The organism is Acinetobacter sp. WU_MDCI_Abxd143, assembly GCF_025514195.1.
GTDB lineage: Bacteria > Pseudomonadota > Gammaproteobacteria > Pseudomonadales > Moraxellaceae > Acinetobacter > Acinetobacter pittii_H.
Genome location: NZ_JAHPTH010000003.1, coordinates 1 through 21,619, shown reverse-complemented (window position 1 = coordinate 21,619; position 21,619 = coordinate 1). Strand labels below are relative to the sequence as shown.

Genomic DNA, 21,619 nt, shown 5'->3' with positions numbered 1-21,619 from the left:
AAACATGACTCAAACACCTGAAGCTTTAACGACTGAACAATTCAAACAAGCTATTATCGATAAAGGTCAGTACTATCATATTTATCACCCATTTCACGTGATGATGTATGAAGGTAAAGCCTCCCAGCAACAAATTCAGGCTTGGGTTGCAAACCGATATTACTATCAAATTAATATTCCGCTTAAAGATGCGGCAATTATGGCAAATTGCCCCGACCAGCGAGTCCGTCAAGAATGGATTCAACGTATGATCGATCAAGATGGTGAATATCCAGATGGCGGTGGTCGAGAAGCATGGTTACGCTTAGCCGAAGCTGTGGGCTTGAGTCGTGAACAAGTTATTTCTGAAGAACTGGTATTACCGGGTGTTCGCTTTGCAGTAGATGCCTATGTGAACTTTGCACGCCGTGCTTCATGGCGTGAAGCAGCAAGCAGTTCTTTAACTGAACTTTTTGCTCCACAAATTCATCAGTCACGACTTGATTCATGGCCACAACACTATCCATGGATTGATGATAAAGGCTATGAATATTTCCGTTCTCGTTTAAGTCAGGCACGCCGTGACGTTGAACATGGTTTAACGATTACGCTTGATTCATTTACAACTCATGAACAACAAGAACGAATGCTTGAAATATTGCAGTTTAAGCTGGATATTTTATGGAGCATTTTAGATGCTTTAACTTTGGCATATGTTCACAATGAAGCACCGTATCACAGCGTGACAAGCAAACGAGTTTGGCACAAAGGACTATTTAAATGAATAAAGAGCAGTTTAATTTAAACCTTGTGCCAACTTGGAGACAAGGTTACCGTTTTCAGTTCGAGCCAGCTCAAAATGGTTTTGTGATTTTATATCCTGAAGGCATGATCAAATTAAATGAAAGTGCAGGGGCAATTGGACAATATATTGATGGGCAGCAAAATGTTTCTACAATTATTGCCCAGTTAAAGCAAAAATTTGGTGATATTGCTGAGATTGATCAGGATGTAGTGGATTACATGCTGGTTGCAAAACAGCAACACTGGATTGATTTAGTATGACAGAAGGTGTTGGCCTGCCTTTATGGTTATTAGCGGAGTTAACTTATCGTTGTCCGCTACAATGCCCATATTGCTCAAACCCCTTGGACTATGCTCAGCATAAAAATGAGCTGACCACTCAAGAGTGGTTTGATGTTTTTGATCAAGCACGTCAAATGGGTGCTGTTCAACTTGGTTTCTCTGGCGGTGAACCGCTGGTACGTCAGGATTTAGAACAACTCGTTGCACATGCTCATCAACAAGGGTTTTATACCAACCTCATTACCTCTGGTATGGGCCTTACCGAACAACGTATTGCCGATCTAAAACAAGCGGGCCTAGACCACATTCAAGTGAGCTTTCAAGCTAGCGATCCTGTGGTGAATGATGCCTTAGCAGGTTCAAAACATGCTTTTGAACAAAAGTATGAAATGTGCCGATTGGTTAAGAAATACGATTATCCAATGGTGCTTAACTTTGTTATTCATCGACATAACATTGACCAAATTGAACAAATCATTGAACTTTGCCTTGAGCTCAATGCAGATACAGTTGAGTTGGCAATTTGTCAGTTTTACGGTTGGGCTTTTTTAAACCGCCAAGGTTTATTACCCACACAAGAGCAACTGACACGTGCGGAACAGATTACCAATGAATATCGCGAAAAATTAAAAGCGCAAAATCATCCTTGCAAACTCATTTTTGTAGTGCCTGATTATTATGAAGAACGGCCAAAAGCTTGTATGAATGGCTGGGGTAAAATTTTCTTTACAGTTGCTCCAGATGGTATGGCGTTGCCTTGCCATGCAGCACGACAATTGCCCATTTCGTTTCCAAATATCCGCGAACATAAATTGTCAGATATATGGTATAAATCAACCGGATTCAATCATTTCCGTGGCGATGCATGGATGCCAGAAGGGTGCCGTAGCTGTCCAGATAAAGACCGAGACTTTGGTGGATGTCGGTGTCAGGCCTATATGTTGACTGGAGATGCGGCTAATGCCGATCCTGTATGTGGGAAATCTCCGTATCATCAAATGATTGAACAAGCGCGGTCAGAAAGTCAGTTGGCTGCACCTTTGCAAAATTTAGTCTTCCGTAATAGTAGAAACTCCAAATCTTTAAGCGCTACACAAAATATTCCAGTCCACACGATTACAGACATATAGCAAGTAATAGGAATGCTCATGAAGCCTAGCCATATTCCAGTTTTTGATGGACATAATGATGCATTAACACGTTTATGGCTAAGTGACCATCCAGATCCTGTACATGCTTTTATTCATGACCGTTTAGCTGGCCATCTTGATTTAAAACGCTGTCAAGAAGCTGGTTTTACTGGAGGAATGTTTGCGATTTTTTTACCTCCATATGGCTATGTGCAACAACATCATCCCAATAAATTATTTGATCCAAATGCTTCTGATTTTACCCAACAGCAAATTGAACAAATTTGTTTAGAACAACTCGATTTAGCTCACCAACTTGCTCAGTATTCTAAAAATATTAAAATCTGCACATCGGTTCAAAATATTCAGGATTGCCGGGCAGAGAAAAAGCTAGCAATTGTATTGCATATGGAAGGTGCTGAAGCTTTACAGCAAAATCCTGATTTACTCGATGTATTTTATGAAAGAGGCTTGCGTAGTATTGGCCCACTTTGGAATAGACCTAGCCGCTTTGGACATGGTTTAAATGCTAAGTTTCCTCACTCACCTGACACAGGAGCAGGTCTCACGAGTGATGGCAAAGATTTTATAAGACGCTGTGCTGATAAAAAGATAGTGATTGATGTTTCACATATGAATGAGAAAGCTTTTTGGAATACTGTAGATATATTGCAGCAGCCAATTGTAGCAACCCATTCTAATGTACATGCCTTATGTCCCCAAGCACGCAATTTAACTGACCCACAACTCAAAGCAATCCGAGAAAGTAAAGGAATGGTAGGGGTAAATTTCGATGTCGCTTTTTTACGATCGGATGGACAACGAAATGCGGATACATCCATTGATGTAATTTTGGAACATTTAGAATATTTAATGGATCATTTGGGCGAAGAGCATGTGGGCTTTGGTTCGGATTTTGACGGTGCACTGATTGGTACTGAACTTGAAGATGTGACAGGCCTACATCGCTTAATTGAACGTATGCAACAGCGTGGTTATTCTAAAACACTGATTGAAAATATATGTCTTAATAATTGGGTGAGGGTGCTTTATAGAGTTTTGGGTCAATAATGAATGACTAAACAGAGTTAATCTACAGAATCATAACTATTTTTTTATTGGCCGAAATGACTAAAAAAAATACAAATAGTTTAATTGTCAACCATTCGGTATATTCACTACACTCAACCTTACTGAATGTAAGAACATTTGGTATTTCAGGTCTTTTGTGGTTTTCACATCGCCCATTTCTTTATGAGAAGTAGAAATGGGTTTTTTCTTATCCCAATCAAATAAACGTGATAGTCATCACAATAATCACTAATTATTGGTAAAACCCCTCAATCCCATCTTGACTAAAAGTTCAGCATTAAATACATTTGTATTGTATTTAAAGATAATAAGATTGCTTAGAGCAATTCATAATACTGCTTAATCCTGAAATACAGTAAAAAGCCTGTTCTTTTTTTAGAATAGGCTTTTTGCTTTGTATCAAAATTTATTTTTTCAGAATATTCTACTCTTCAATTAACATAAAAAATAAACACCTTACAAAAGCGGAGCAAATGAAAGCCTTTAAATAACAAATTTTATGCTATTAATTTAAGCTAATTGCTCAAAAGTTACTCCGTTAATCAAAGAGGTGCAAAATGTTAAAATCAATTATAGTGTTGGGAACCGGTATTGCGATTGGCATGTGTATGTACAAGAAAAAGCAAAAGAACAGTAAGAGCTTTAACACAGATAGTGATACTGACACATTGATGAGTAAAGACACTGCTAAAAATAAAAACGATAGTTCGCTTGATAATGCAGTACAAGTTTAGAATTAAATAAAAAAGGGTTCAGTTAATGAACCCTTTAATTTTTATTAAAAGTAAAAATTTATCAGCAATATTTAATTTTAATAGTTTAACTTAAAAATAAACTTTAAATTAAATAATTACTCAACTATTCATTTAATTATTACAAAAATATGATTAAAACAAAAAAAACACTTTCATTATTAAAATTTACATATTGTATCAGTGAAGTCCTTATTATTATCGATGCGGATAATAAAAAAATGGAGACTAGAATGTCAAAGCGCCATATTTTAAAAGAAGTAAGTGCCAAAAGTATGTGTGGTATGGAAATCGTTGTTGAACAAATTTATGAAAATATTTATGAAAAAAATTTTGTCCAAGCTGAACAAGAGCAGAATTGGTTACCACTTTCTAAAATTGTGATTTCGGATAAAGTCATTAATTTAGATCAGGATAATACTTTTGCTCATCCAAGAACGGGTAAAGTTTTTAAAGTCCTTAATTCTTAATAGTTTTGTGTGAGTATCTTTTTAATATTTCTAAGTGATTGAGGCGAAGTATAAATATATCTCGCCTTAATAGACTTACTTAAGAACAAAAAATATTTTTAAAATAAGCATTCTTCCCCAATGCTCACTTTTGTGACATCCTTTAACGCTTTAATGAAGAGAAATTGCATTTCATGACTCGTGATTAACTAAAAAATAGGTTAATTTGTTAATAAGATTTTTAAGTAACTACTGATTTTTTATGATAATTGAGATAGAAACACATCCACTTGAACCTTTTTTACCTGAAAATGCTCGTTTACTCATGTTAGGCAGTTTTCCACCACCACGTAATAAATGGAAGATGGATTTTTATTATCCAAATTTCCAAAATGACATGTGGCGTATTTTTGGTTTGATCTTTTTCCAAGATAAAACTTACTTTTTAAGTGAAAGCCAAAAAAATTTTAATGAAGAACGTATTCGAAATTTCTTGATTGAAACCGGTATTGCAATCTTTGATACGGCTTACCAAATTAAAAGGTTGAAGGGGAATGCTGCTGATAAATTTCTTGAAATCGTAACGCCGACAGATCTTGCTGTTTTGCTTCAGCAGATTCCTCTATGTCAGACTATTATGACCACTGGCGATAAAGCAACTGACACCTTAATTTCAGTTTTACCAGAACACACCGAAAAACCGCTTATTGGAATGTCTACTTCGACTTACTTTGCGGGACGTAACATCAATTTATACCGTCTACCATCGTCTTCTAGAGCCTATCCATTGGCCCTAGAAAAAAAAGCAGATGCTTATCGAAAATTTTTTAAAGAAATTGGGATTTTATAAGTAAAGCTAAAACGCTTTTACATCATCCATTCAATTGGCAAATATGAAACTGCTTTAACCATGGAACGTTGAAAAAGGCTCGTATCTGGGTCTTTGTTGTATTCAATAACTTTTCCATCCGCCTGATAATCTAACCAAATGATCTTTCCTTCATTATTTAACTTAAGCTGGTAGGCAACTTGTGGTAAATGCTGATCAAGCATGACTGAAACTTGAGCTTGTAATTGACTCGACTCAATAACAAGGCCAACCTCAGTATTTAAATAGGTTGAACGTGGATCAAAGTTAAATGAACCAATGAATACTTTACCGTCTACGTCAAAAAATTTGGCATGTAAGCTCGATTTATTTTTACCTTTTGCAGGGATTACACTTCCTGTAACTACTTCATACCATGTTCGGCGTCTACGTTCTAAAAATGGCTTAAACTCAAATAGCTCTACACCACTTTTGAGCATCTCGACTCGATATTGACTATAAAAAGCATGCACAATTGCTACATCGTTTGCAGCAAAAGAGTTAGTTAAAACCCTGACTTTAACCCCCTGTACTTTTAACTGTTTTAAATAATAAGTTCCTTGCTGAGTCGGCACAAAATAAGCCGAGGCTAATTCGATATGCTGCTCAGGTTCACCCATAATGGCCATAACTTGCCCATAAAGCATCTCTTCTTTAGAGGCTGACCCTAAGATTTTTTTAGGTGAATCTGCAACGAAATATGCTTTTGACCATTGAATTGGATAATTTTGTAAGAGCTCTTTTAAATAAGTTTGTGCATCAGAAAGTTTATCTTCAGTTTGAATATGATTTTCACTTTCATGAAGTAGATCATGATAATGCTGCCTGAGTGATTGTAAGTGGTGGACAGCACATGTTCCTATGAGCTCGGTAGCATTTTGACTTAAATCACTTTGCCAAAAATCATTAAATACGACTTGAGCATGCTGTACTGTATGTCCATAAAATAAAATATCTAAATCTGTAAACTGAAACTTACTACTTGCATCAAAATATTCACTGCTGATATTTCTACCGCCTGTTACAGCAATCATGCCATCTGCAATAATTAATTTATTATGCATGCGATGGTTTACTTTTTTGAATCGAAAAATATAGTCCAAGATTCTTAAATATCTAAATTTATATGGATTAAATAATCGAATTTCAAAATTAGGGTGGTGCAGAAGACTCCTGAGAACGCCATCAAGCTTTATTCCGTTTTGATCATCGATGAGTAAACGGATTTTTACGCCACGATCTGCCGCCGTTAGCAACTCATGCAGCATTAAGTTTCCAACAAAATCATTGGTCCAGATATAGTATTGTAAATCGATCTTTTCTTTTGCATTTCTAATGAGGTACATACGAGAAGCGATACTGATAAAGGCATCATCTAGTGCGACAAAAGCAGTTAATCCTTGTTTAGTTTTTTCTGCTGCATGCTCATCATTTAACCAATTAAAGCTATTCGTCACTGTATCATTCTCATCAGGGTCGTATGTACCGTTATACGAAGGTGTATTTGTAAAGCCCCAAGCATTTAATGCCATATTACTATACTGCTGATACAGTTGATTAATCATGTAAGCTTTTAAAGTCGCATCCAAGATAAGCACATCACAGCATTTTTATATTCAATTTTTATGTCAAAATTCATATTAAACGCTATAAATATATTCTGCCAAGTCTCAACTCTAGCAATTTCTTATATTTATAGGTAATTCTAAGAAAACATATCTATTTAAAAATATAAAGATAAATTTATCCCTTTTTAAGCCTAATGCTATATTCAACATTATTTTTCAAAGGATACTCGAGATGAGCCATGTAGGTTCTTGTCTATGTAATGAGATCAAATTTTCTATTCGCAATGAAATAAACACGGTTTATCATTGCCACTGTAGTCTCTGCCGTAAACAAACCGGAACGGGATCAAACGCAGCAACGTTAGTGAATAAGAATAGATTTGAATGGTTATCAGGTTTAGAACTTGTCCGCACCTATAAAAAAGAAACCGGCTTCACTTCTTCATTTTGTAGCAAATGCGGATCACCAGTACCTAACTTAGTGGGCAGTACCGACTTTATGTGGATTCCACTAGGGCTATTAGATCAAGATATTACTGTGCTAAAGAAACTTAATTTTTGTATGGTTTCAAAAACCAATTGGGCAAACACAATAGCGGCTGATGAGTCCTATAACCAACTTCCCACTTTAAATGAACTAAAAATACTTTTTGATTAAAGTAAATTCTTATTAAAAAATGAGACTTATTTTGCATTAAATTTAATTTTTTCGGATGGTTATGCTTGCAAGTTTCACAAAAACACATTAATTACAATTGGCAGCACAACAATTACATTAGAAAACATGATATCTATCATACTTCCTTAAAAGGCTGAGTGAGTAGCTTAACAATAAAAGGGAGAAAATAGAGATGCCACAATATTTAATCATCGCTGAGAACGTGTATAAAAAAATTGAGGACAAAAATTTATTTTCAGAAAGCTCGGCAGAAAACTTAAATCAACTCGTGGGTGCAATTCGTAATGAAATTAAAGGCACCAAGTTTAAACTTAAATACAATTTTATAGATTTTGAAGAATGCCTAACTAAGCCTTTAGAGGAATGTGCCATAAAGTTAGACATGAGCCTTATGCCGAAATATAAAAATAAGGATGAATATATACTTTGGCTCGCAGGTTTCATTGAAAGAATTACGATAGGAGGAGAGACGAAGCTTCCACCAATCTCAAAATTTATACCTCCAGATTTTAAATTTAATTATGACGATCTATCCAAAGTATCGACTTCCACTTCGACTCGAGATGATGGAGAGATGATTATCAATTACTTCAAATCAGATGCTTTTACTAAAATTATAAAAGAAGAAAAATAAGTACATAAGAAATATAGAAGTGATCGTCCACTACACTTCTATATGTCGCTGTAAATTCAGCAACCGCCTACTGGGGCGGTTTTTTAATGTAGAGTTTCTTATTCCTAAAAAATATATTGTTATATCTTTTCACAAAAGTTTGCATAACGCACAGAAACAGGCTCATTGGCCTAAAAACAGATACATCCTTCAATGTTAGTTTTAAATTTACTTAACTATCTTTTGGAGATAAGTATGTTTAAAGCTATGTTTTTCTTTGGTGCTGGTGCTGTTTTCGGATACTGCTGTAAACACAAGGAGGATAAAGCTAAAGAGGAAAACTCATCAAAATAAGCTAAGTACATTGATAAAGAACTTGCCACTGAGTCGGTTTTTTATAAGGAGGTGTCTATGCTCCAAAATTTTAGACAAATTTTCTGTATTCATGTATGGGAATATGACTTTGATATGACTCATAATGAAATTAAAGAATGCAGGAAATGTGGAAAAATTCATAAAATGAAAATTTTCCAGAAACTTACTTAAGGTTCAAAAAGAGTAATTTTTAGCCTTAAGTAAATATTAAAAATTAAATAGGCTTAATAAATTAAATATATTGAGCCTATTTAATATAAATTTAAAATCCGAGCATTTTAGTCAATATTAAATACCTACTAATTTAATCAGAATAAAAAAACAAACCAAATCACATTTTAAAACAATAAATAGTTATACTAGGCACAACTTGTGAATTAAAATTAAAAAACTAGAAACAATTTAATAAAAATTAAAAACTTATTTTTATAACTTTAAACTTATACTTATAAATAATTAATAAGGAGGTAGAAATGCCAAAATATTTACTATTAGCAGAAAAAATTAATAAAAATATTAAAAATAAATATTCAAACAATCATTTGAAGAACTTAAACAATCTTATTCTAGAAATCAAAAAAGCTATTGCAGGTACAGAATTAAAATTTTTATATAACTTTGTGAATTTTGAAGGCACTGTAATTAGTGTTAAAAATGAATTACCCATTAGATTAGACGTGAGCTTGATTCCAAGACATAAAAGTGAAGATGAGTTTATTTTATGGTTGGCAGATTTCATTGATCGTATCACTATAGATACAAGCAAGGGCATTAGTGGATAAAGTATTTAAGGTTCTTGCCTAGGTGCTGAATTCATATCATGCCGAACTCTACTGATATTTTCATAAATGACTTTACGCATTCTATTTACTGCACCTAATGGTCTATGTTCCGGTAAAGCGTGCCACGGCGTAAAAGATAGATTTTCACAAAACTTATTTTGTTCAGCTGTATCAAAATTCTGCTTTGGAATATGGATAGTCGCCACTTGATAGAAAGGAGCTGCTTTCTCATCCCACTCTGTCATTGAATCTTCTACTAACATTTTGCTTGAGGTCCGTGGCTGAATAAGAAATTCCATACAAGCATCTGTACTTTGTAAAGTGTTCTTTAAAGCTTCCCTTAAATAATTATGACTAGGATTTTTAGGTAGATTGTTTGGTTGCATTGAACAGGCACGAACTGAATATTTAACTGCTTTTCGATCATTATCCAGCCCTAACTGATAGGGAACCATAGACCAGTACCGTGCATATAATGGGTTTGCGATTTGCGAATTACGTGCTCCGAGTGCATTCATGGTTCCTTTAAAACCTAGGGCAATCGGAATATGGAGTTTTCTGATCATATTATGGCTATTCACATCATTCATGAAAGAAAGATATCGTTTAGCATCATTGGCAAAAAAGACCGGATGATTAATCATAATAAAATCTTGAGTGGTTGCTTGCTTTTCACTTTCTAAAATTTTTTGTCCAGTCACACCTAGAATTTTTATTACTATACCACGTGCATCTTTATTAATGTCCGCATTAGAGGCGTCATTTGAAGCATTTGAAAAGCGAATCCATGCTTGATAAGTTTGATCTGGAATAAATATCCCTTTAGTCAATTGAGTGGGTATATTTTTTGAGACATGAAATTCAGCTCGCACACAGCCATGCGCTTTAGGATGTGCATCACGTAAAGCATTTCCAGCACTATATTGTTCACGGATCGACTTTTCAATCACTTGGGCTATATTGTGGGCGATGAGCTCCTCATTAGGTTGTAACTTTTCTCCTAAAACTGGATCGATCTCTGGATAAGCAATATTTTCTGAAGAAGGTTTCACTGATAAGGATGTCTGAGAGTGTAAAGTTTCACTGCAACCTGTTAATACAAATACAAGAGGAGTAAATACATACAAAACCTTAAAGTTTATAGGATGTATAAAATTTGCCATTTATTATCTCCTCAGTACAAAAAATATTTTAGGTAATATTAAGTTTTCTTGTTTAAGATCATTTTGAACTTTCTAAAAAATAATCACTGTAAATAAATTAAACTCCATTGTTACTTATCTGAACAATGCAATAAAAATTATTATTTAAGATAAAACCTCTTAATGCATTAAGAGAATGTAGACATGATAACTAATCGACAAAATGTGCAAAATAATTCTAATTCATCACCTCATCCAATCACTCAAAATACCCTTATTGATCGGTTTAGTCCTATTTACTGGAGAATAGACGGACCACAAACCATGTCTTTTGCTATTACGAATTATGGGAATGGATTTGAGGCATCTTTTAGATCACGTATGGCAAATGACTTGGTAGGAATTAGTTGGGATTCTTCCGATACTAAAGACCATAAGTTTTTAGCGTATGAAACCAAATATAGCTATGCAGGGGTAGTTTGGGATTTCGATATTGAATTATCTGCCTCTATGCCAGTGCTAAACAATCCGAGTTTAACGCCGACTTTAACGGTGTACTATAAAGATAATGGTGTAGATAAAATTGCATATATTGTCCTATTTAATTACGCAAATAATCCTTCATCGCGAACGGCGCACATCCGTATTAACTGGGATACAGTAAGAGCAGGTTTTTCGGCTACAGATAGCTTTCCGGTAACCAACATTCAGCGAATTTCATTCTCTGGATTTACCAGTGACTATAATAGCCAATCCGCCACGCCTTTAAGTCAACCAAAAGATGGCTACATCCGTCTGACCAACTCAGTCGTGACTGGAACAAATGCAAAGTTAAATTTGAGCCGTGTGGTTGTCCCTCAGCACAATTATGGCATCTGTACAAGTTATGATGACCACTATGATTTAAACCCCCAGCGCCTAGTCAACAATATGGTGGCTTTGGGATATCAAGGTTTGGTTAATCACTATTGTGGAATGTCGCATTATCCTGAAATGACATGGAAAAGCGATATTAATAAATGGCAAATACCAGATACATTGGTAACAGGTGAGGCGGTCGTTAACTCATGTACGCGTAAGTGGCATGAGAAATATGCTCAGGCTTTACATAACGCCAGTATGCAGCCCATCTTTGGGGTTAGCTTTGAAATGTATTCCTTGGGGGGCAATGAATATTGGGCACAGCGTGACTGGAATAATAACTTAGGTCGGACAGGTTATGAGCCACCTAGCTATTTCTTTAGTTTAAGCCATCAAAATGCTTTGGCCTATCTACATAAAGTCTTTATTGAGTTTGCAGATGCAATGGTTGCAGGGGGATGTGATGTAAACATGCAGATTGGTGAACCTTGGTGGTGGTATAACACGGGTACAAATCTACCTTGTGTATATGACTATCCAACTAAACTGGCATTTAATGCAGATACGGGTTTATATGCGCCGGATCTTGGCACTATTTACGAAGCAATGAATAAAACAGGAACGCCATATGATGAGTTTAAAACATGGCTTAGAAATAAATTAGGACAAACCTGTCAAAACATTCGTACCGTGATCAAAGCAAAATATTCCAGTGCCAAAGTTAGCCCACTTATTTTCTTTCCTTCTATTCAATCTCCAATTCAGACACTAGCAACTTATATTAACTATCCAAGCCAACACTATTCATATCCTAATTTTGATTACATGATGACAGAAGCTTATGACTGGTTGCTAGAAGCTCGCTTAGACTTGTCACATCAGGCAGTTTCCCAAATACCTATACAAGGGCTAGGCTATCCTGCCAATAAAGTCATTTATTTATCTGGATTTGTTCCTGATGAATCTATTGCTTATATCTATGGGTTCGACAAAAACAAACCTTATCGCACACCTATCTGGCAAAGAATTTTTGGTGATATGAAAAACAATGTTCCTCTCGGTTTAATGAAGCAATTTATCTGGGCCTATCCGCAAGTCATGTTCGATTCAATTACGATTGATACCACTCAAGCCCCAAATGGCTTCTTTGTTGAAAATACGCTTTATTCTCCAATTAGTGATAACACACCATATCCACCAGATATTTACCTCTAAGTAAAAACACGCTGCTTATAAGCTAATGATTTGATAAGAAACCTCTTCAAGTAAGAGGTTTTCTTCTTTTTTAAATGTAGGCTTGCTTAGATGTATCTGACTAGCTATGCTGTGATGGATTGTCATGAAAGCCAATTTTAATTTAAGCAAAATTAAGCTCTTGTATTACTGTTACATAATCTATTTTGCTCGACTATAAATACCGAATGATTTAAAGGAAACCCAAAGATGAAATCTCGTGCAGCTGTCGCCTTTGCCCCAGGAAAACCTTTAGAAATTGTTGAAGTTGATGTTGCACCACCTCAAGCGGGTGAAGTTTTAATAAAAATTACCCATACGGGCGTTTGTCATACCGATGCTTTTACATTATCTGGCGATGACCCAGAAGGTGTTTTTCCTGCCATCTTAGGTCATGAAGGTGCAGGTGTTGTTGTTGAAGTGGGTGAGGGCGTAACAAGCGTTCAACCCGGTGATCACGTGATTCCACTTTATACAGCTGAATGTAAAGAATGCTTATTCTGTAAATCTGGAAAAACTAACCTGTGTGTTGCGGTACGTGCTACTCAAGGTAAGGGTGTAATGCCAGATGGCACCACACGTTTTTCATATAACGGCGAACCAATTTACCACTACATGGGTTGTTCAACCTTTAGTGAATATACGGTAGTTGCAGAAGTCTCTTTGGCTAAAATCAATCCTGAAGCGAATCACGAACAAGTTTGTTTACTGGGATGTGGGGTGACTACTGGTATTGGCGCTGTACATAACACAGCAAAAGTACAAGAAGGTGATTCAGTTGCTGTATTTGGTCTAGGCGGTATTGGTTTAGCTGTTGTACAAGGTGCACGTCAAGCGAAAGCAGGACGCATTATTGTCGTAGATACCAACCCAGATAAATTTGAACTTGCTAAGCAGTTTGGTGCTACAGATTTCTTAAATCCAAAAGATTATGACCAACCTATTCAGCAAGTGATTGTAGAAATGACAGGATGGGGCGTAGATCATTCATTTGAATGTATCGGTAACGTCAATGTTATGCGCTCGGCTCTAGAGTGCGCACATCGTGGTTGGGGACAATCTGTCATTATCGGTGTTGCTGGTGCAGGTCAAGAAATTTCGACTCGTCCATTCCAGCTAGTGACAGGCCGTAAATGGTTAGGTACTGCTTTTGGTGGTGTAAAAGGCCGTTCACAACTTCCTAAAATGGTCGAAGATGCTATGAAAGGTGAAATTCAACTTGAGCCTTTTGTAACGCATACCATGCCTTTACAAGACATTAATACCGCTTTTGATTTAATGCACGAAGGTAAATCAATTCGTACTGTCATTCATTTCTAAATGAAATCAAAAAGGGCTGTGATTCAGCCCTTTTTTACGATTAACAGTTTTATATCTTAAATAGCATTACCACACATGTCTGTTGTGCCTTGAGGGTAGTTAAACTGTAGCGCATTACGGTTAGTAATCAGTTCATTTGACAATTCTTGCCCAAATAAATCCGTAGAAAGAATATTTATATTCCCATTCATTGAGAAAGCTATTTTCTGTAGCGCGCCCGGTAATTTAAATTGATATCCTTCATCAACGTCATTGGAAATAAACCCCACTTGGTTCGTATCCTGATTAATGTAAACACCTAGGCGTTGATATTCATTTGTATTATCTGTCATTTGCTTGTTTTTAAAGTAATTATCAAAAAACTCATAATCTCCCATCTCAGATGATACGCTATGATATAAACGGGGAGGATTTTCACCAAATTCAAAATCATGAGCACCAATATCAAAATGATAATTTGATCTAATTGTATAACCATTATTTGTTACACCACTAAATCCAATGCCAGAGGAGTAATAAGTAGAATTACCAAGTGATGAATTCCCAAGGGCTGATGTTGGAAGCTTAAGCTCCATTTCAAATGCAATAATACCTGTATGAGGTAATGTGAAATCTCCAATGTCATTAGCCAAATTAAGACCAACTTTACTTAGAGCTACATAATTCAAATCGCCATATTCACTTTCTGACCTAGGCTCCACTTTAAAACCAAATTTTTGCCCATTTATGAATGGAAATACATCCCTAGGAAAATATTCAGGGTGTTCATTATTCCAAAGATCATAATCTTCTTGAGTCACGTCAAAATTATATTTACAGACTGGGGCAGAGGAATTAAGGGAGGTAGTTTGAGCCAAGAGAGTTTGAGACGCTAACTTTTCATTCTTTGTAGTGGATGAAATGCTTTTAGATGCTACTTTTTGGCTAGATTCGTTACGCGGTACTGTATTCGTATTGTCAGAAGATACCTCATACATAGCCCAACATAATGTCACTGCACTAACAGCAACTATACCTATTTTTTCATAAATATTCCTATCAAGTTAAGTGTTAAATTTTTAGAAAGTAGTGTTAAAGTAAAATTTATTATTAATATCTAAATATTTGAAATTATTAAGTTTAAAAACTATTGAATATGATTAATCATATTCAATAGTTACAGTAGCCATTGCACGCACTTTACCAGCAGTCACATTTGTTGCAGTTTGATAGTAGCGGGCAGTCATCGGTACGTTATATTGAAGTGTCTGATTAGAAGACAATGTACCTAATGCTAATTTGTCACCTTTTTTGATGACCTGATTTTTATTTTGATAGTTCCAGAGTAACTGCACTCCTACGCCGTTTGCTTTCTCAGATGTTGGAGCAGTATTCGCTAAAACCTGATTGTTTGTTCCGTCTTGGGTAAAGTCGTAAGTTAAGCTAATGAGATTTTTCTCTTCGTAACCCGTTGGGTTGATACCCCCATTACATAAGATGTTCATATCGAAGGTTTGTTCGCCTTGAGTTGAGCCAACGCCTTTAAAACCAGCCTTTGTAACAGTAGGGAGCTGTACAACTTTATTGATGTTACCTTGAATTTCACATGAAGAAGAGGCGATCGTAATTGCATCACCATTAACTGTACTGGTTAAAAAAGGGCGGTTCATATAACCACTTACATAGTATCGACTATATAAACCAGGTACTAATGCACCCGAACCAGTCTGTGCAGCAGTTTTCACAATTTCGACAACAAAATATCCCGAAGCAAGATTATATTGCACACCTGGTGTTAAACTACGGGTATACGGATAATAGCCAGAAAAGTTAGTTGCATTTTCCGCTTCACGGTATAAACGAATACCAATTCCAGGAATATTTGTTGAATAGATATTATTCCCTAGTGGGCTTAATGCATAGCCTTGAGTAAGTGCAGCAGTAATAGTATCACTATATGACGTACATATTGCTGTTGAACCATTGTCAGTAATTGGAAAAGTTGCTTTTCTTAAAATTTTTCCAACTGGGTCACTTGGTCGGACCACAACGCGACCTACAGCCATGGAAATATCAACCGAGCTAAATGAGGCTCTATAATTCTTATTCCCTAAAGTACAGTAAGCATTAGCTTCGCCATACACCCCGAGGCCAGCCGTAAATAAAAAACCCGTTAATAATATTCTTTTCATTTGCAGACAGCCTCAGTCATTACCATGCTTTGTTGCTTATTTTGCAACTGATTACTGATGTTGTACTCAACCGAACAACGCTCATTGCTTTCGTCGCCCCATTTCACATAGAGACGATCTTGAGCAAGTGGGGTACGTAAGTAGATCATACTACCTTGTGCAACAATACCTACAGCTTCATCTTTTTGATTAAAGACTTGAGCTGCAAACGGTAAACTGTTGCCATCAGCAGTTTTACTATTAATGTAAACCGCATAACCTGTCTTAGTCGCAAAATCTACTTTAGCAATTGCGCCAGCAAAAGGTGCAATACGTTGACTTGTTTCTTCAAGCTCTACTTGGCTCGACATCTCTTGTGGGTCAAGCGTAATATCGTTTAGGCGATAAGGTGTTACATACGGGATAACCGCATAACCAGCCTTATTTACACTTAAACCAACGGTATTATTAACTTTTGCTCCAGCTGCTTCAGGAGCATGCACAAGTACCATTGTTTGGCCTTGCTCAGGTCCAAATAAAATACCGTCAGAATGAGCAACCACACTACCACTTAAGCTAACCATAGCTTGTTGATAAGAATCAGCCACACTATAAGAACCACCCACAGTTGCATAATTAGTACGATAACGACCATTTGCGTTAAATGTAGGGTTCGCATAGTCTTGATGTGACACAGAAGCGCCGTAACTAAAGCGATCACCAACCATTCCACTTGCGCCAACAGTACGGCTATCTTCAGAAGCTGTCACGTTAACGTTAACTGAATTTTTCTTAAAGTTAATTGGGAATGAAAGCGTCATTAAATATTCAGTATCATGCGATGCATCATTTGAACCGTACTCAACCTTACGGTTAATTGCAGACAAACCATAAGTTAAACCATGGTAGTTATTGCTATAACCAATTTGGTACTGCTTAGTACTTTCACTACGATTCCAATAATCAACCCATGAACCCACTACATAGAAGTTACCCCAACCTTCAGGAAGACCTTGGTTTAAAGTAATTTGGAATTCACTACGCTGATGACCCGCAGCCGCATAAGTGTTTACGCCTTTTTCTTCTAAATCGCGAATAAGCAGAGCATCACGTAATTTATAGAAGTTTTCTGTTGAGTAACGATATGCAGCAAGAGTTAAGTTTGTGTTAGTCGGAGAAATTAACTTACTATAGCTTAAACGGAAACTTTGCCCAGATTGTGATGACTGTTTTTCAAAGTCGGCTTCAGAGTGTGTAACATCTAACGCAACAGCACCAATTGGTGTAGCAAAAGCAGCACCTAATAAGACAGCAGCATAGTTTTCCGTTGCTTGGATACCTGTGTAACCTGTTAGGTAGTTGTTAATCCCTTGTTGATATTTGCCTTGAATAACCCAAGGAGTAATATCGATATCCTGATCTCGGAACTGACCTACGGTTAAAGAATAACGGTTTACGCCTGGACGGAGCATCTGTACAACTGAAGCATAGGGAACCGAAAATTTTTGTACTTGGCCATTTGCTTCAATAATAGAAACTTCAATTTCACCACCAAAACCAGTAGGGTAAAGGTCATTAATCTCAAAATTACCTGGTGCAACAGTTGTTTGATAGATAAGTTGGCCTTGTTGACGAACTTCAACTTTTGCATTGGTTTTTGCGTTACCACGAATACGCGGGGCGTAACCTAACATACTATTTGGTAGCATTCGGTCATCACTTGAGAAATCGATACCACGATAACCAATAGAGTCAAATACTTCGCCGTTGGTAAAACTATCACCAAGCGTTAAAACACCACGGTATTTAGGGAAAGCTCTTTGTAAGTATGTACTTGTTTCTTGATAATCCGATTTTGATTGATTTTCAGCAGGGGTATCTTGCCATTGCCATTGACCATTATGACGTAATTGCCAACCAGCAATATTTAAACCAGCTGTAACGCCCATAAATGCGTTTGTTGTTTCGCTTCGGTCACTAGACTGATTAAATGTTTTATAGGCACTACCACTATAAGATAGAAAACCAGCATTAATACCACGATCCCATACACTTGGGTCGACATAGCCTTGCGCATTTTTTTGCAAAGCGACTTGCGGAATAGAAATATCTACACGTAAACGAGATGTATCAAATTCATAAAATGCATTTTCAACCCACTCTTCAATTTTATAACAACTATTATTTTCTTTTTGAAGGGTAGTGTGCTTAGACAAAACGTCTTGTTTAACGCCGTACTCAAGCAGGTTCATTCCTGTAAAACACGTTTCTGCATTTTTATTAGGGTCTAATGCTTTAAAGACCATACGACGTTTACCAAACCATTGACCATTTACATATAGATCAACGTTATATTCGCCCGGTAAAACAGGGTTGCCATATTTAAAGCGAGAAATGTCAACTTTTTGAGCATCTCCAATTAAAAAAGCAGAATCAAATTCAGCCTCTACTGGAGCACTCGTAGTTGTTTCTTCTGCATGCACGAATACAGGCATTGTCATTGTGACAACACCAGAAGCCAAGTAGTAACAAATATGGCGTTTTAATAATTTATAAGATTCTTGCCTTTTTTTTGGCATAGCTAAGTCCGCCTACACATATAGGTGCTTAAATTTATTAAAAAGATAAATCTGATTACTGGAGTTTTATCGGGTGCTCAACGCGCCCACCGTAGTCATTGACATTAATAAAACTCATATCTTGAAGATTGCCATTCTTAAGTTGAACTGACGCTTCAGAAAAAGGCTTAATCATTAGCCCTTGAGGTAATAAATCAACTTTTTTATCACCTGCCTTTTGGTAAACAGAAGTCATAGTGATATGAAAAGGAGTAGGGTTTTTTACCGTTAAACTTTGACCAGATTTAACCCATTGAAGCTTATCTGATGCTAAATTCGCGTCTTCTTTAATCGATGAAGGACGATAGAAGAATTTAATCCGTGAACGAATTGCAAGTTGTAAGAAGTTATCAGGTGTCGTATCTTCACTTTTTGAAGTAGGTCTTGGAGGAATATCTAAAATATTCAACCATAAAACCGTTTCTTGCTTCTGATTTAACTGAGAAGCATTTGGTAAAGCTGTAATACGAAGAGTCTGACTTTTTGTTGCTTCAACACGAGAAATTGGAGGAGCAATCATAAAAGGAACTTTTGATTGGTCTGGTGTACTTTTTGGGTCACCTTCGTCAATCCAAGCTTGGACAAGTGCTGGCTTTGAACCGTTATTGCTAACCTGTAGCGTAACTTCTCTAGCATCTGACGGGTAAATTACACGAGTGCCATGAATTACAATTTCTGCTTGAGTAGCAGGTGCGACAACTGCTGAAGCAAATGCCAAACCTAACAAAAAATTATAACTGTTCAATTTCATTTTCGAGTTCTCAACCAAGAAAGATTCAGGAAAGCGTTACACAAAACAGGGTTTCCATGCGGACACAGAAACCCTGCTATCAATTAATTATTGATAGATAATTGTGTATTGAACAGAAGTTGTTACTTTACCAGCAGTAGAAGCGCCAGTTGCATAGTATTCAGCATAGTAGTTAAGGTCAGCACTTGCGCCTTCAGCTACGTCAACCCACTGAGAGTTAGCTTGAGCACCGTTTGCACCCGCAGCAAGTACTGGGATGAAGTTGTTGTTGCTACCTAAAAGTTGAACGTTAACGTTTTTAGCACCAGTAGCGTCTTGGTTAAGTAAACGACCAGTATTGAAGTCAACAGTTGCACCTGGTTCGAAGTAAGTAGCTACTTTACCTTGTGAACAGTTAGCTAAGTTGATTTGGAAAGGAGTACGACCAGCAACATCCCCAGCAACAGCTAAAGTTTGTTTAGAAACAGTTGGAAGAGTAACTGTGAAGTCTTTACCAGCAGGGGTAACGATGTCACAAGTTTTGTCTGTAACTAAACCATTAATTGTAATTGTACCATCAGCAGCTTGAGCATTCGCAATCCCTACAACCGAAAGAGCAGCGATCAAAGCAAGTTTTTTCATAGTGTTTTCTCAAAAGTCTGGATAAAAGTTTTAATTCCTTACTTTTCCAGTGTTTGACATCTTGAAAAGTAATGCGGCGATCTTAACACTTCTTAAACAAAATGCAAACTAGATCACATTATTTTTTCATAATTTTAATTAAATCACGTTTTTATTTGAAGTTCAGGCCAACCATTAATGGTCTACATCATTGTTTATGAAAGTTTTTTTATTTTATGAAAAAGAAAAGCTATGAAGAGAAGCAAGTTACATAAGAACACGATGTAAATAAAAAAGAATTAAACAAATTATGTGAAAAATAAGCTTAAATTCTTAGAATACAATTATATAGAATAAATTATGCATATGTATACAGAAAAAATATACAAATAGTCATTTTTTATGAAAGAAGAGTGACTCATCAATTAATTGATCAAAAAATGCGATCAATTGGACAAATCACTCTTTCATCAAACTTACTGCAGAAATAAGTTTAGATATTAATGGTAATTAATAAGCACGACTTTGTGGTTAGAACTTATGCTCTCAATGCTTGTGTCCATTTTCTCAGTATGTTGAGCTAATTTAAAAAGACTATCTTTATTTAAATATTCACTATCAAGTTTAATATTTAAATTATTTACCTCAACACATTCTATCTCGCTATGTTCTCTTGAACATGTATCCTCAACAATATTTCCTCTTATCATTATTGTGTTATTTGCATAACAAAATAATGGGGAAGTGGAAAGCACCATCAAAATAAGAAGTTTAAAAATATTATTTTTCATTTTATATACCTATTTATAAAATAGTTTATATCTATTTGATACAATATTTTTAATTTAAAAACAATTAATAATTTAAAGTTAATAGAAATTATTAATTTTCACGTGATATAAATCACATTAATTATTTTAAATAATGTAATAGTTAAAATTTTTTAAAACTATATTTTTAAACAAAGTATTAATATCTTTTAAAAAGCCAAAACACCATTCAAGATATTGATATTTATATAAATTTAAGAAAAATTTTGAAATAAAAATATTCAAAATATAATATTATTTAATAATTAATTAAACTATAACTTGTTTTTAATTCACTATGTTGCAACATAAGAAAATATAAATAATTTGCTAAATTCACTTAAAATGCGACTTACATCACCGTTATCCAAATAAATATAAAATATATTACTATTATCAATCTAATAGGATATAAAATTCACGATATAAAATATCTTTTGTTTTTAAATCAAGTAGTAGAGTACATAGAAATATTAAAATAAAATTTTATCATTTAAGCAAGTTTCAACTATTTTTTAAAAATTCCATCAACCCAAATGTTTTCAAATCAAATTATACTTCCGAAGCCTAAGCTGGAGAACAGCAATAGAATACTCAAAACCAAGAGAAATCATTTTTTATTTAAGTTGTTATAATTACTATTTGGTGTAAGAAATTTTACTTTAAGAAAAAATGATCTCCAGAAACAGAGCTACAGAGCTACAGAGCTACAGAGCTACAGAGCTACAGAGCTACAGAGCTACAGAGCTACAGAGCTACAGA

20 protein-coding genes are annotated in these 21,619 nt (G+C 35.5%); 12 read left to right on the top strand and 8 right to left on the bottom strand.

Annotated features, from left to right (window positions below):
- Nucleotides 1–4 precede the first annotated feature (4 nt).
- From pqqC to KTI79_RS08105, 7 genes are all read left to right on the top strand, one after another.
- Nucleotides 5–763: a pyrroloquinoline-quinone synthase PqqC gene (pqqC, locus tag KTI79_RS08135; protein WP_032056381.1), complete on the top strand. Its 759-nt coding sequence runs from the start codon at nucleotides 5–7 to the stop codon at nucleotides 761–763.
- Complete coding sequence (gene pqqD / locus KTI79_RS08130; RefSeq protein ID WP_032056379.1) at nucleotides 760–1,044, top strand: pyrroloquinoline quinone biosynthesis peptide chaperone PqqD; 285 nt, start codon at nucleotides 760–762, stop codon at nucleotides 1,042–1,044. The genes pqqC and pqqD overlap by 4 nt, the downstream gene beginning before the upstream one ends.
- Nucleotides 1,041–2,195: a pyrroloquinoline quinone biosynthesis protein PqqE gene (pqqE, locus tag KTI79_RS08125; protein WP_032056378.1), complete on the top strand. Its 1,155-nt coding sequence runs from the start codon at nucleotides 1,041–1,043 to the stop codon at nucleotides 2,193–2,195. The genes pqqD and pqqE overlap by 4 nt, the downstream gene beginning before the upstream one ends.
- 18 nt (nucleotides 2,196–2,213) lie before the next feature.
- Nucleotides 2,214–3,266 carry a dipeptidase gene (locus KTI79_RS08120; RefSeq protein ID WP_032056376.1) on the top strand — a complete coding sequence of 351 codons (1,053 nt, stop codon included), beginning with the start codon at nucleotides 2,214–2,216 and terminating at the stop codon, nucleotides 3,264–3,266.
- 578 nt (nucleotides 3,267–3,844) lie between these two features.
- The gene (locus KTI79_RS08115) at nucleotides 3,845–4,021 is read left to right on the top strand and encodes a hypothetical protein (protein WP_032056374.1); all 177 of its coding nucleotides are present in this window, start codon (nucleotides 3,845–3,847) and stop codon (nucleotides 4,019–4,021) included.
- A 251-nt stretch (nucleotides 4,022–4,272) separates the two neighbouring features.
- Nucleotides 4,273–4,509, top strand: coding sequence for a hypothetical protein (locus tag KTI79_RS08110; protein ID WP_032056373.1), 237 nt, complete (start codon nucleotides 4,273–4,275; stop codon nucleotides 4,507–4,509).
- Nucleotides 4,510–4,750: 241 nt separating this feature from the next.
- Nucleotides 4,751–5,338, top strand: a complete 588-nt coding sequence (locus KTI79_RS08105) for a uracil-DNA glycosylase family protein (RefSeq protein ID WP_032056371.1) — start codon at nucleotides 4,751–4,753, stop codon at nucleotides 5,336–5,338.
- Between the two features lie 17 nt (nucleotides 5,339–5,355).
- On the opposite strand, the gene KTI79_RS08100 is transcribed toward KTI79_RS08105, so the two are convergent.
- Nucleotides 5,356–6,945: a phospholipase D family protein gene (locus KTI79_RS08100; RefSeq protein ID WP_079284444.1), complete on the bottom strand. Its 1,590-nt coding sequence runs from the start codon at nucleotides 6,943–6,945 to the stop codon at nucleotides 5,356–5,358.
- Nucleotides 6,946–7,147: 202 nt separating this feature from the next.
- Here KTI79_RS08100 and KTI79_RS08095 point away from each other — a divergent pair, with 202 nt between their 5' ends.
- The 3 genes from KTI79_RS08095 to KTI79_RS08085 all read left to right on the top strand — a co-directional run bounded on the left by KTI79_RS08095 (nucleotide 7,148) and on the right by KTI79_RS08085 (nucleotide 9,373).
- Nucleotides 7,148–7,582, top strand: coding sequence for a GFA family protein (locus tag KTI79_RS08095; protein WP_079284443.1), 435 nt, complete (start codon nucleotides 7,148–7,150; stop codon nucleotides 7,580–7,582).
- 193 nt (nucleotides 7,583–7,775) lie between these two features.
- Nucleotides 7,776–8,237, top strand: a complete 462-nt coding sequence (locus KTI79_RS08090) for a hypothetical protein (RefSeq protein ID WP_032056366.1) — start codon at nucleotides 7,776–7,778, stop codon at nucleotides 8,235–8,237.
- Nucleotides 8,238–9,064: 827 nt separating this feature from the next.
- On the top strand, nucleotides 9,065–9,373 hold the full coding sequence (locus KTI79_RS08085) for a hypothetical protein (RefSeq protein ID WP_032056364.1): 309 nt from the start codon (nucleotides 9,065–9,067) through the stop codon (nucleotides 9,371–9,373).
- A 5-nt stretch (nucleotides 9,374–9,378) separates the two neighbouring features.
- Here the strand turns inward: KTI79_RS08085 and KTI79_RS08080 are convergent, their stop codons facing one another.
- A complete protein-coding gene (locus KTI79_RS08080; RefSeq protein WP_086375795.1) occupies nucleotides 9,379–10,536 on the bottom strand; it encodes a catalase family protein in 1,158 nt (385 codons plus the stop codon).
- Nucleotides 10,537–10,719: 183 nt separating this feature from the next.
- On the opposite strand from KTI79_RS08080, the gene KTI79_RS08075 reads away from it, so the two are divergent.
- Together KTI79_RS08075 and KTI79_RS08070 are read left to right on the top strand one after the other, a co-directional pair.
- Nucleotides 10,720–12,591 (top strand): hypothetical protein, encoded by a 1,872-nt coding sequence (locus KTI79_RS08075; RefSeq protein WP_032056360.1) that lies wholly within the window; start codon nucleotides 10,720–10,722, stop codon nucleotides 12,589–12,591.
- Between the two features lie 228 nt (nucleotides 12,592–12,819).
- Complete coding sequence (locus KTI79_RS08070) at nucleotides 12,820–13,929, top strand: S-(hydroxymethyl)glutathione dehydrogenase/class III alcohol dehydrogenase (RefSeq protein ID WP_004792384.1); 1,110 nt, start codon at nucleotides 12,820–12,822, stop codon at nucleotides 13,927–13,929.
- A 56-nt stretch (nucleotides 13,930–13,985) separates the two neighbouring features.
- Here KTI79_RS08070 and KTI79_RS08065 read toward each other — a convergent pair whose 3' ends face one another.
- The 6 genes from KTI79_RS08065 to KTI79_RS08040 all read right to left on the bottom strand — a co-directional run bounded on the left by KTI79_RS08065 (nucleotide 13,986) and on the right by KTI79_RS08040 (nucleotide 20,839).
- Complete coding sequence (locus KTI79_RS08065; protein WP_050679145.1) at nucleotides 13,986–14,906, bottom strand: DUF4882 family protein; 921 nt, start codon at nucleotides 14,904–14,906, stop codon at nucleotides 13,986–13,988.
- A 162-nt stretch (nucleotides 14,907–15,068) separates the two neighbouring features.
- Complete coding sequence (locus KTI79_RS08060; protein WP_017725695.1) at nucleotides 15,069–16,100, bottom strand: fimbrial protein; 1,032 nt, start codon at nucleotides 16,098–16,100, stop codon at nucleotides 15,069–15,071.
- Nucleotides 16,097–18,658, bottom strand: a complete 2,562-nt coding sequence (locus KTI79_RS08055; RefSeq protein ID WP_086375796.1) for a fimbria/pilus outer membrane usher protein — start codon at nucleotides 18,656–18,658, stop codon at nucleotides 16,097–16,099. Before KTI79_RS08055 ends, KTI79_RS08060 begins: the two co-directional genes overlap by 4 nt.
- 55 nt (nucleotides 18,659–18,713) lie before the next feature.
- Nucleotides 18,714–19,448, bottom strand: a complete 735-nt coding sequence (locus KTI79_RS08050) for a molecular chaperone (RefSeq protein WP_017725750.1) — start codon at nucleotides 19,446–19,448, stop codon at nucleotides 18,714–18,716.
- 87 nt (nucleotides 19,449–19,535) lie between these two features.
- Nucleotides 19,536–20,069, bottom strand: coding sequence for a fimbrial protein (locus KTI79_RS08045; RefSeq protein ID WP_000731819.1), 534 nt, complete (start codon nucleotides 20,067–20,069; stop codon nucleotides 19,536–19,538).
- A gap of 479 nt (nucleotides 20,070–20,548) precedes the next feature.
- Nucleotides 20,549–20,839, bottom strand: coding sequence for a hypothetical protein (locus KTI79_RS08040; protein WP_032055810.1), 291 nt, complete (start codon nucleotides 20,837–20,839; stop codon nucleotides 20,549–20,551).
- Between the last annotated feature and the right edge of the window lie 780 nt (nucleotides 20,840–21,619).

Coding starts and splice junctions, on each gene's coding strand:
- KTI79_RS08065 (WP_050679145.1), bottom strand. CDS start 14,906: ATGTATGAGGTATCTTCTGACAATACGAATACAGTACCGCGTAACGAA.
- pqqD (WP_032056379.1), top strand. CDS start 760: ATGAATAAAGAGCAGTTTAATTTAAACCTTGTGCCAACTTGGAGACAA.
- pqqE (WP_032056378.1), top strand. CDS start 1,041: ATGACAGAAGGTGTTGGCCTGCCTTTATGGTTATTAGCGGAGTTAACT.
- KTI79_RS08055 (WP_086375796.1), bottom strand. CDS start 18,658: ATGCCAAAAAAAAGGCAAGAATCTTATAAATTATTAAAACGCCATATT.
- KTI79_RS08045 (WP_000731819.1), bottom strand. CDS start 20,069: ATGAAAAAACTTGCTTTGATCGCTGCTCTTTCGGTTGTAGGGATTGCG.
- KTI79_RS08040 (WP_032055810.1), bottom strand. CDS start 20,839: ATGAAAAATAATATTTTTAAACTTCTTATTTTGATGGTGCTTTCCACT.
- KTI79_RS08080 (WP_086375795.1), bottom strand. CDS start 10,536: ATGGCAAATTTTATACATCCTATAAACTTTAAGGTTTTGTATGTATTT.
- KTI79_RS08060 (WP_017725695.1), bottom strand. CDS start 16,100: ATGAAAAGAATATTATTAACGGGTTTTTTATTTACGGCTGGCCTCGGG.
- KTI79_RS08085 (WP_032056364.1), top strand. CDS start 9,065: ATGCCAAAATATTTACTATTAGCAGAAAAAATTAATAAAAATATTAAA.
- KTI79_RS08050 (WP_017725750.1), bottom strand. CDS start 19,448: ATGAAATTGAACAGTTATAATTTTTTGTTAGGTTTGGCATTTGCTTCA.
- KTI79_RS08075 (WP_032056360.1), top strand. CDS start 10,720: ATGATAACTAATCGACAAAATGTGCAAAATAATTCTAATTCATCACCT.
- KTI79_RS08115 (WP_032056374.1), top strand. CDS start 3,845: ATGTTAAAATCAATTATAGTGTTGGGAACCGGTATTGCGATTGGCATG.
- pqqC (WP_032056381.1), top strand. CDS start 5: ATGACTCAAACACCTGAAGCTTTAACGACTGAACAATTCAAACAAGCT.
- KTI79_RS08110 (WP_032056373.1), top strand. CDS start 4,273: ATGTCAAAGCGCCATATTTTAAAAGAAGTAAGTGCCAAAAGTATGTGT.
- KTI79_RS08090 (WP_032056366.1), top strand. CDS start 7,776: ATGCCACAATATTTAATCATCGCTGAGAACGTGTATAAAAAAATTGAG.
- KTI79_RS08105 (WP_032056371.1), top strand. CDS start 4,751: ATGATAATTGAGATAGAAACACATCCACTTGAACCTTTTTTACCTGAA.
- KTI79_RS08120 (WP_032056376.1), top strand. CDS start 2,214: ATGAAGCCTAGCCATATTCCAGTTTTTGATGGACATAATGATGCATTA.
- KTI79_RS08070 (WP_004792384.1), top strand. CDS start 12,820: ATGAAATCTCGTGCAGCTGTCGCCTTTGCCCCAGGAAAACCTTTAGAA.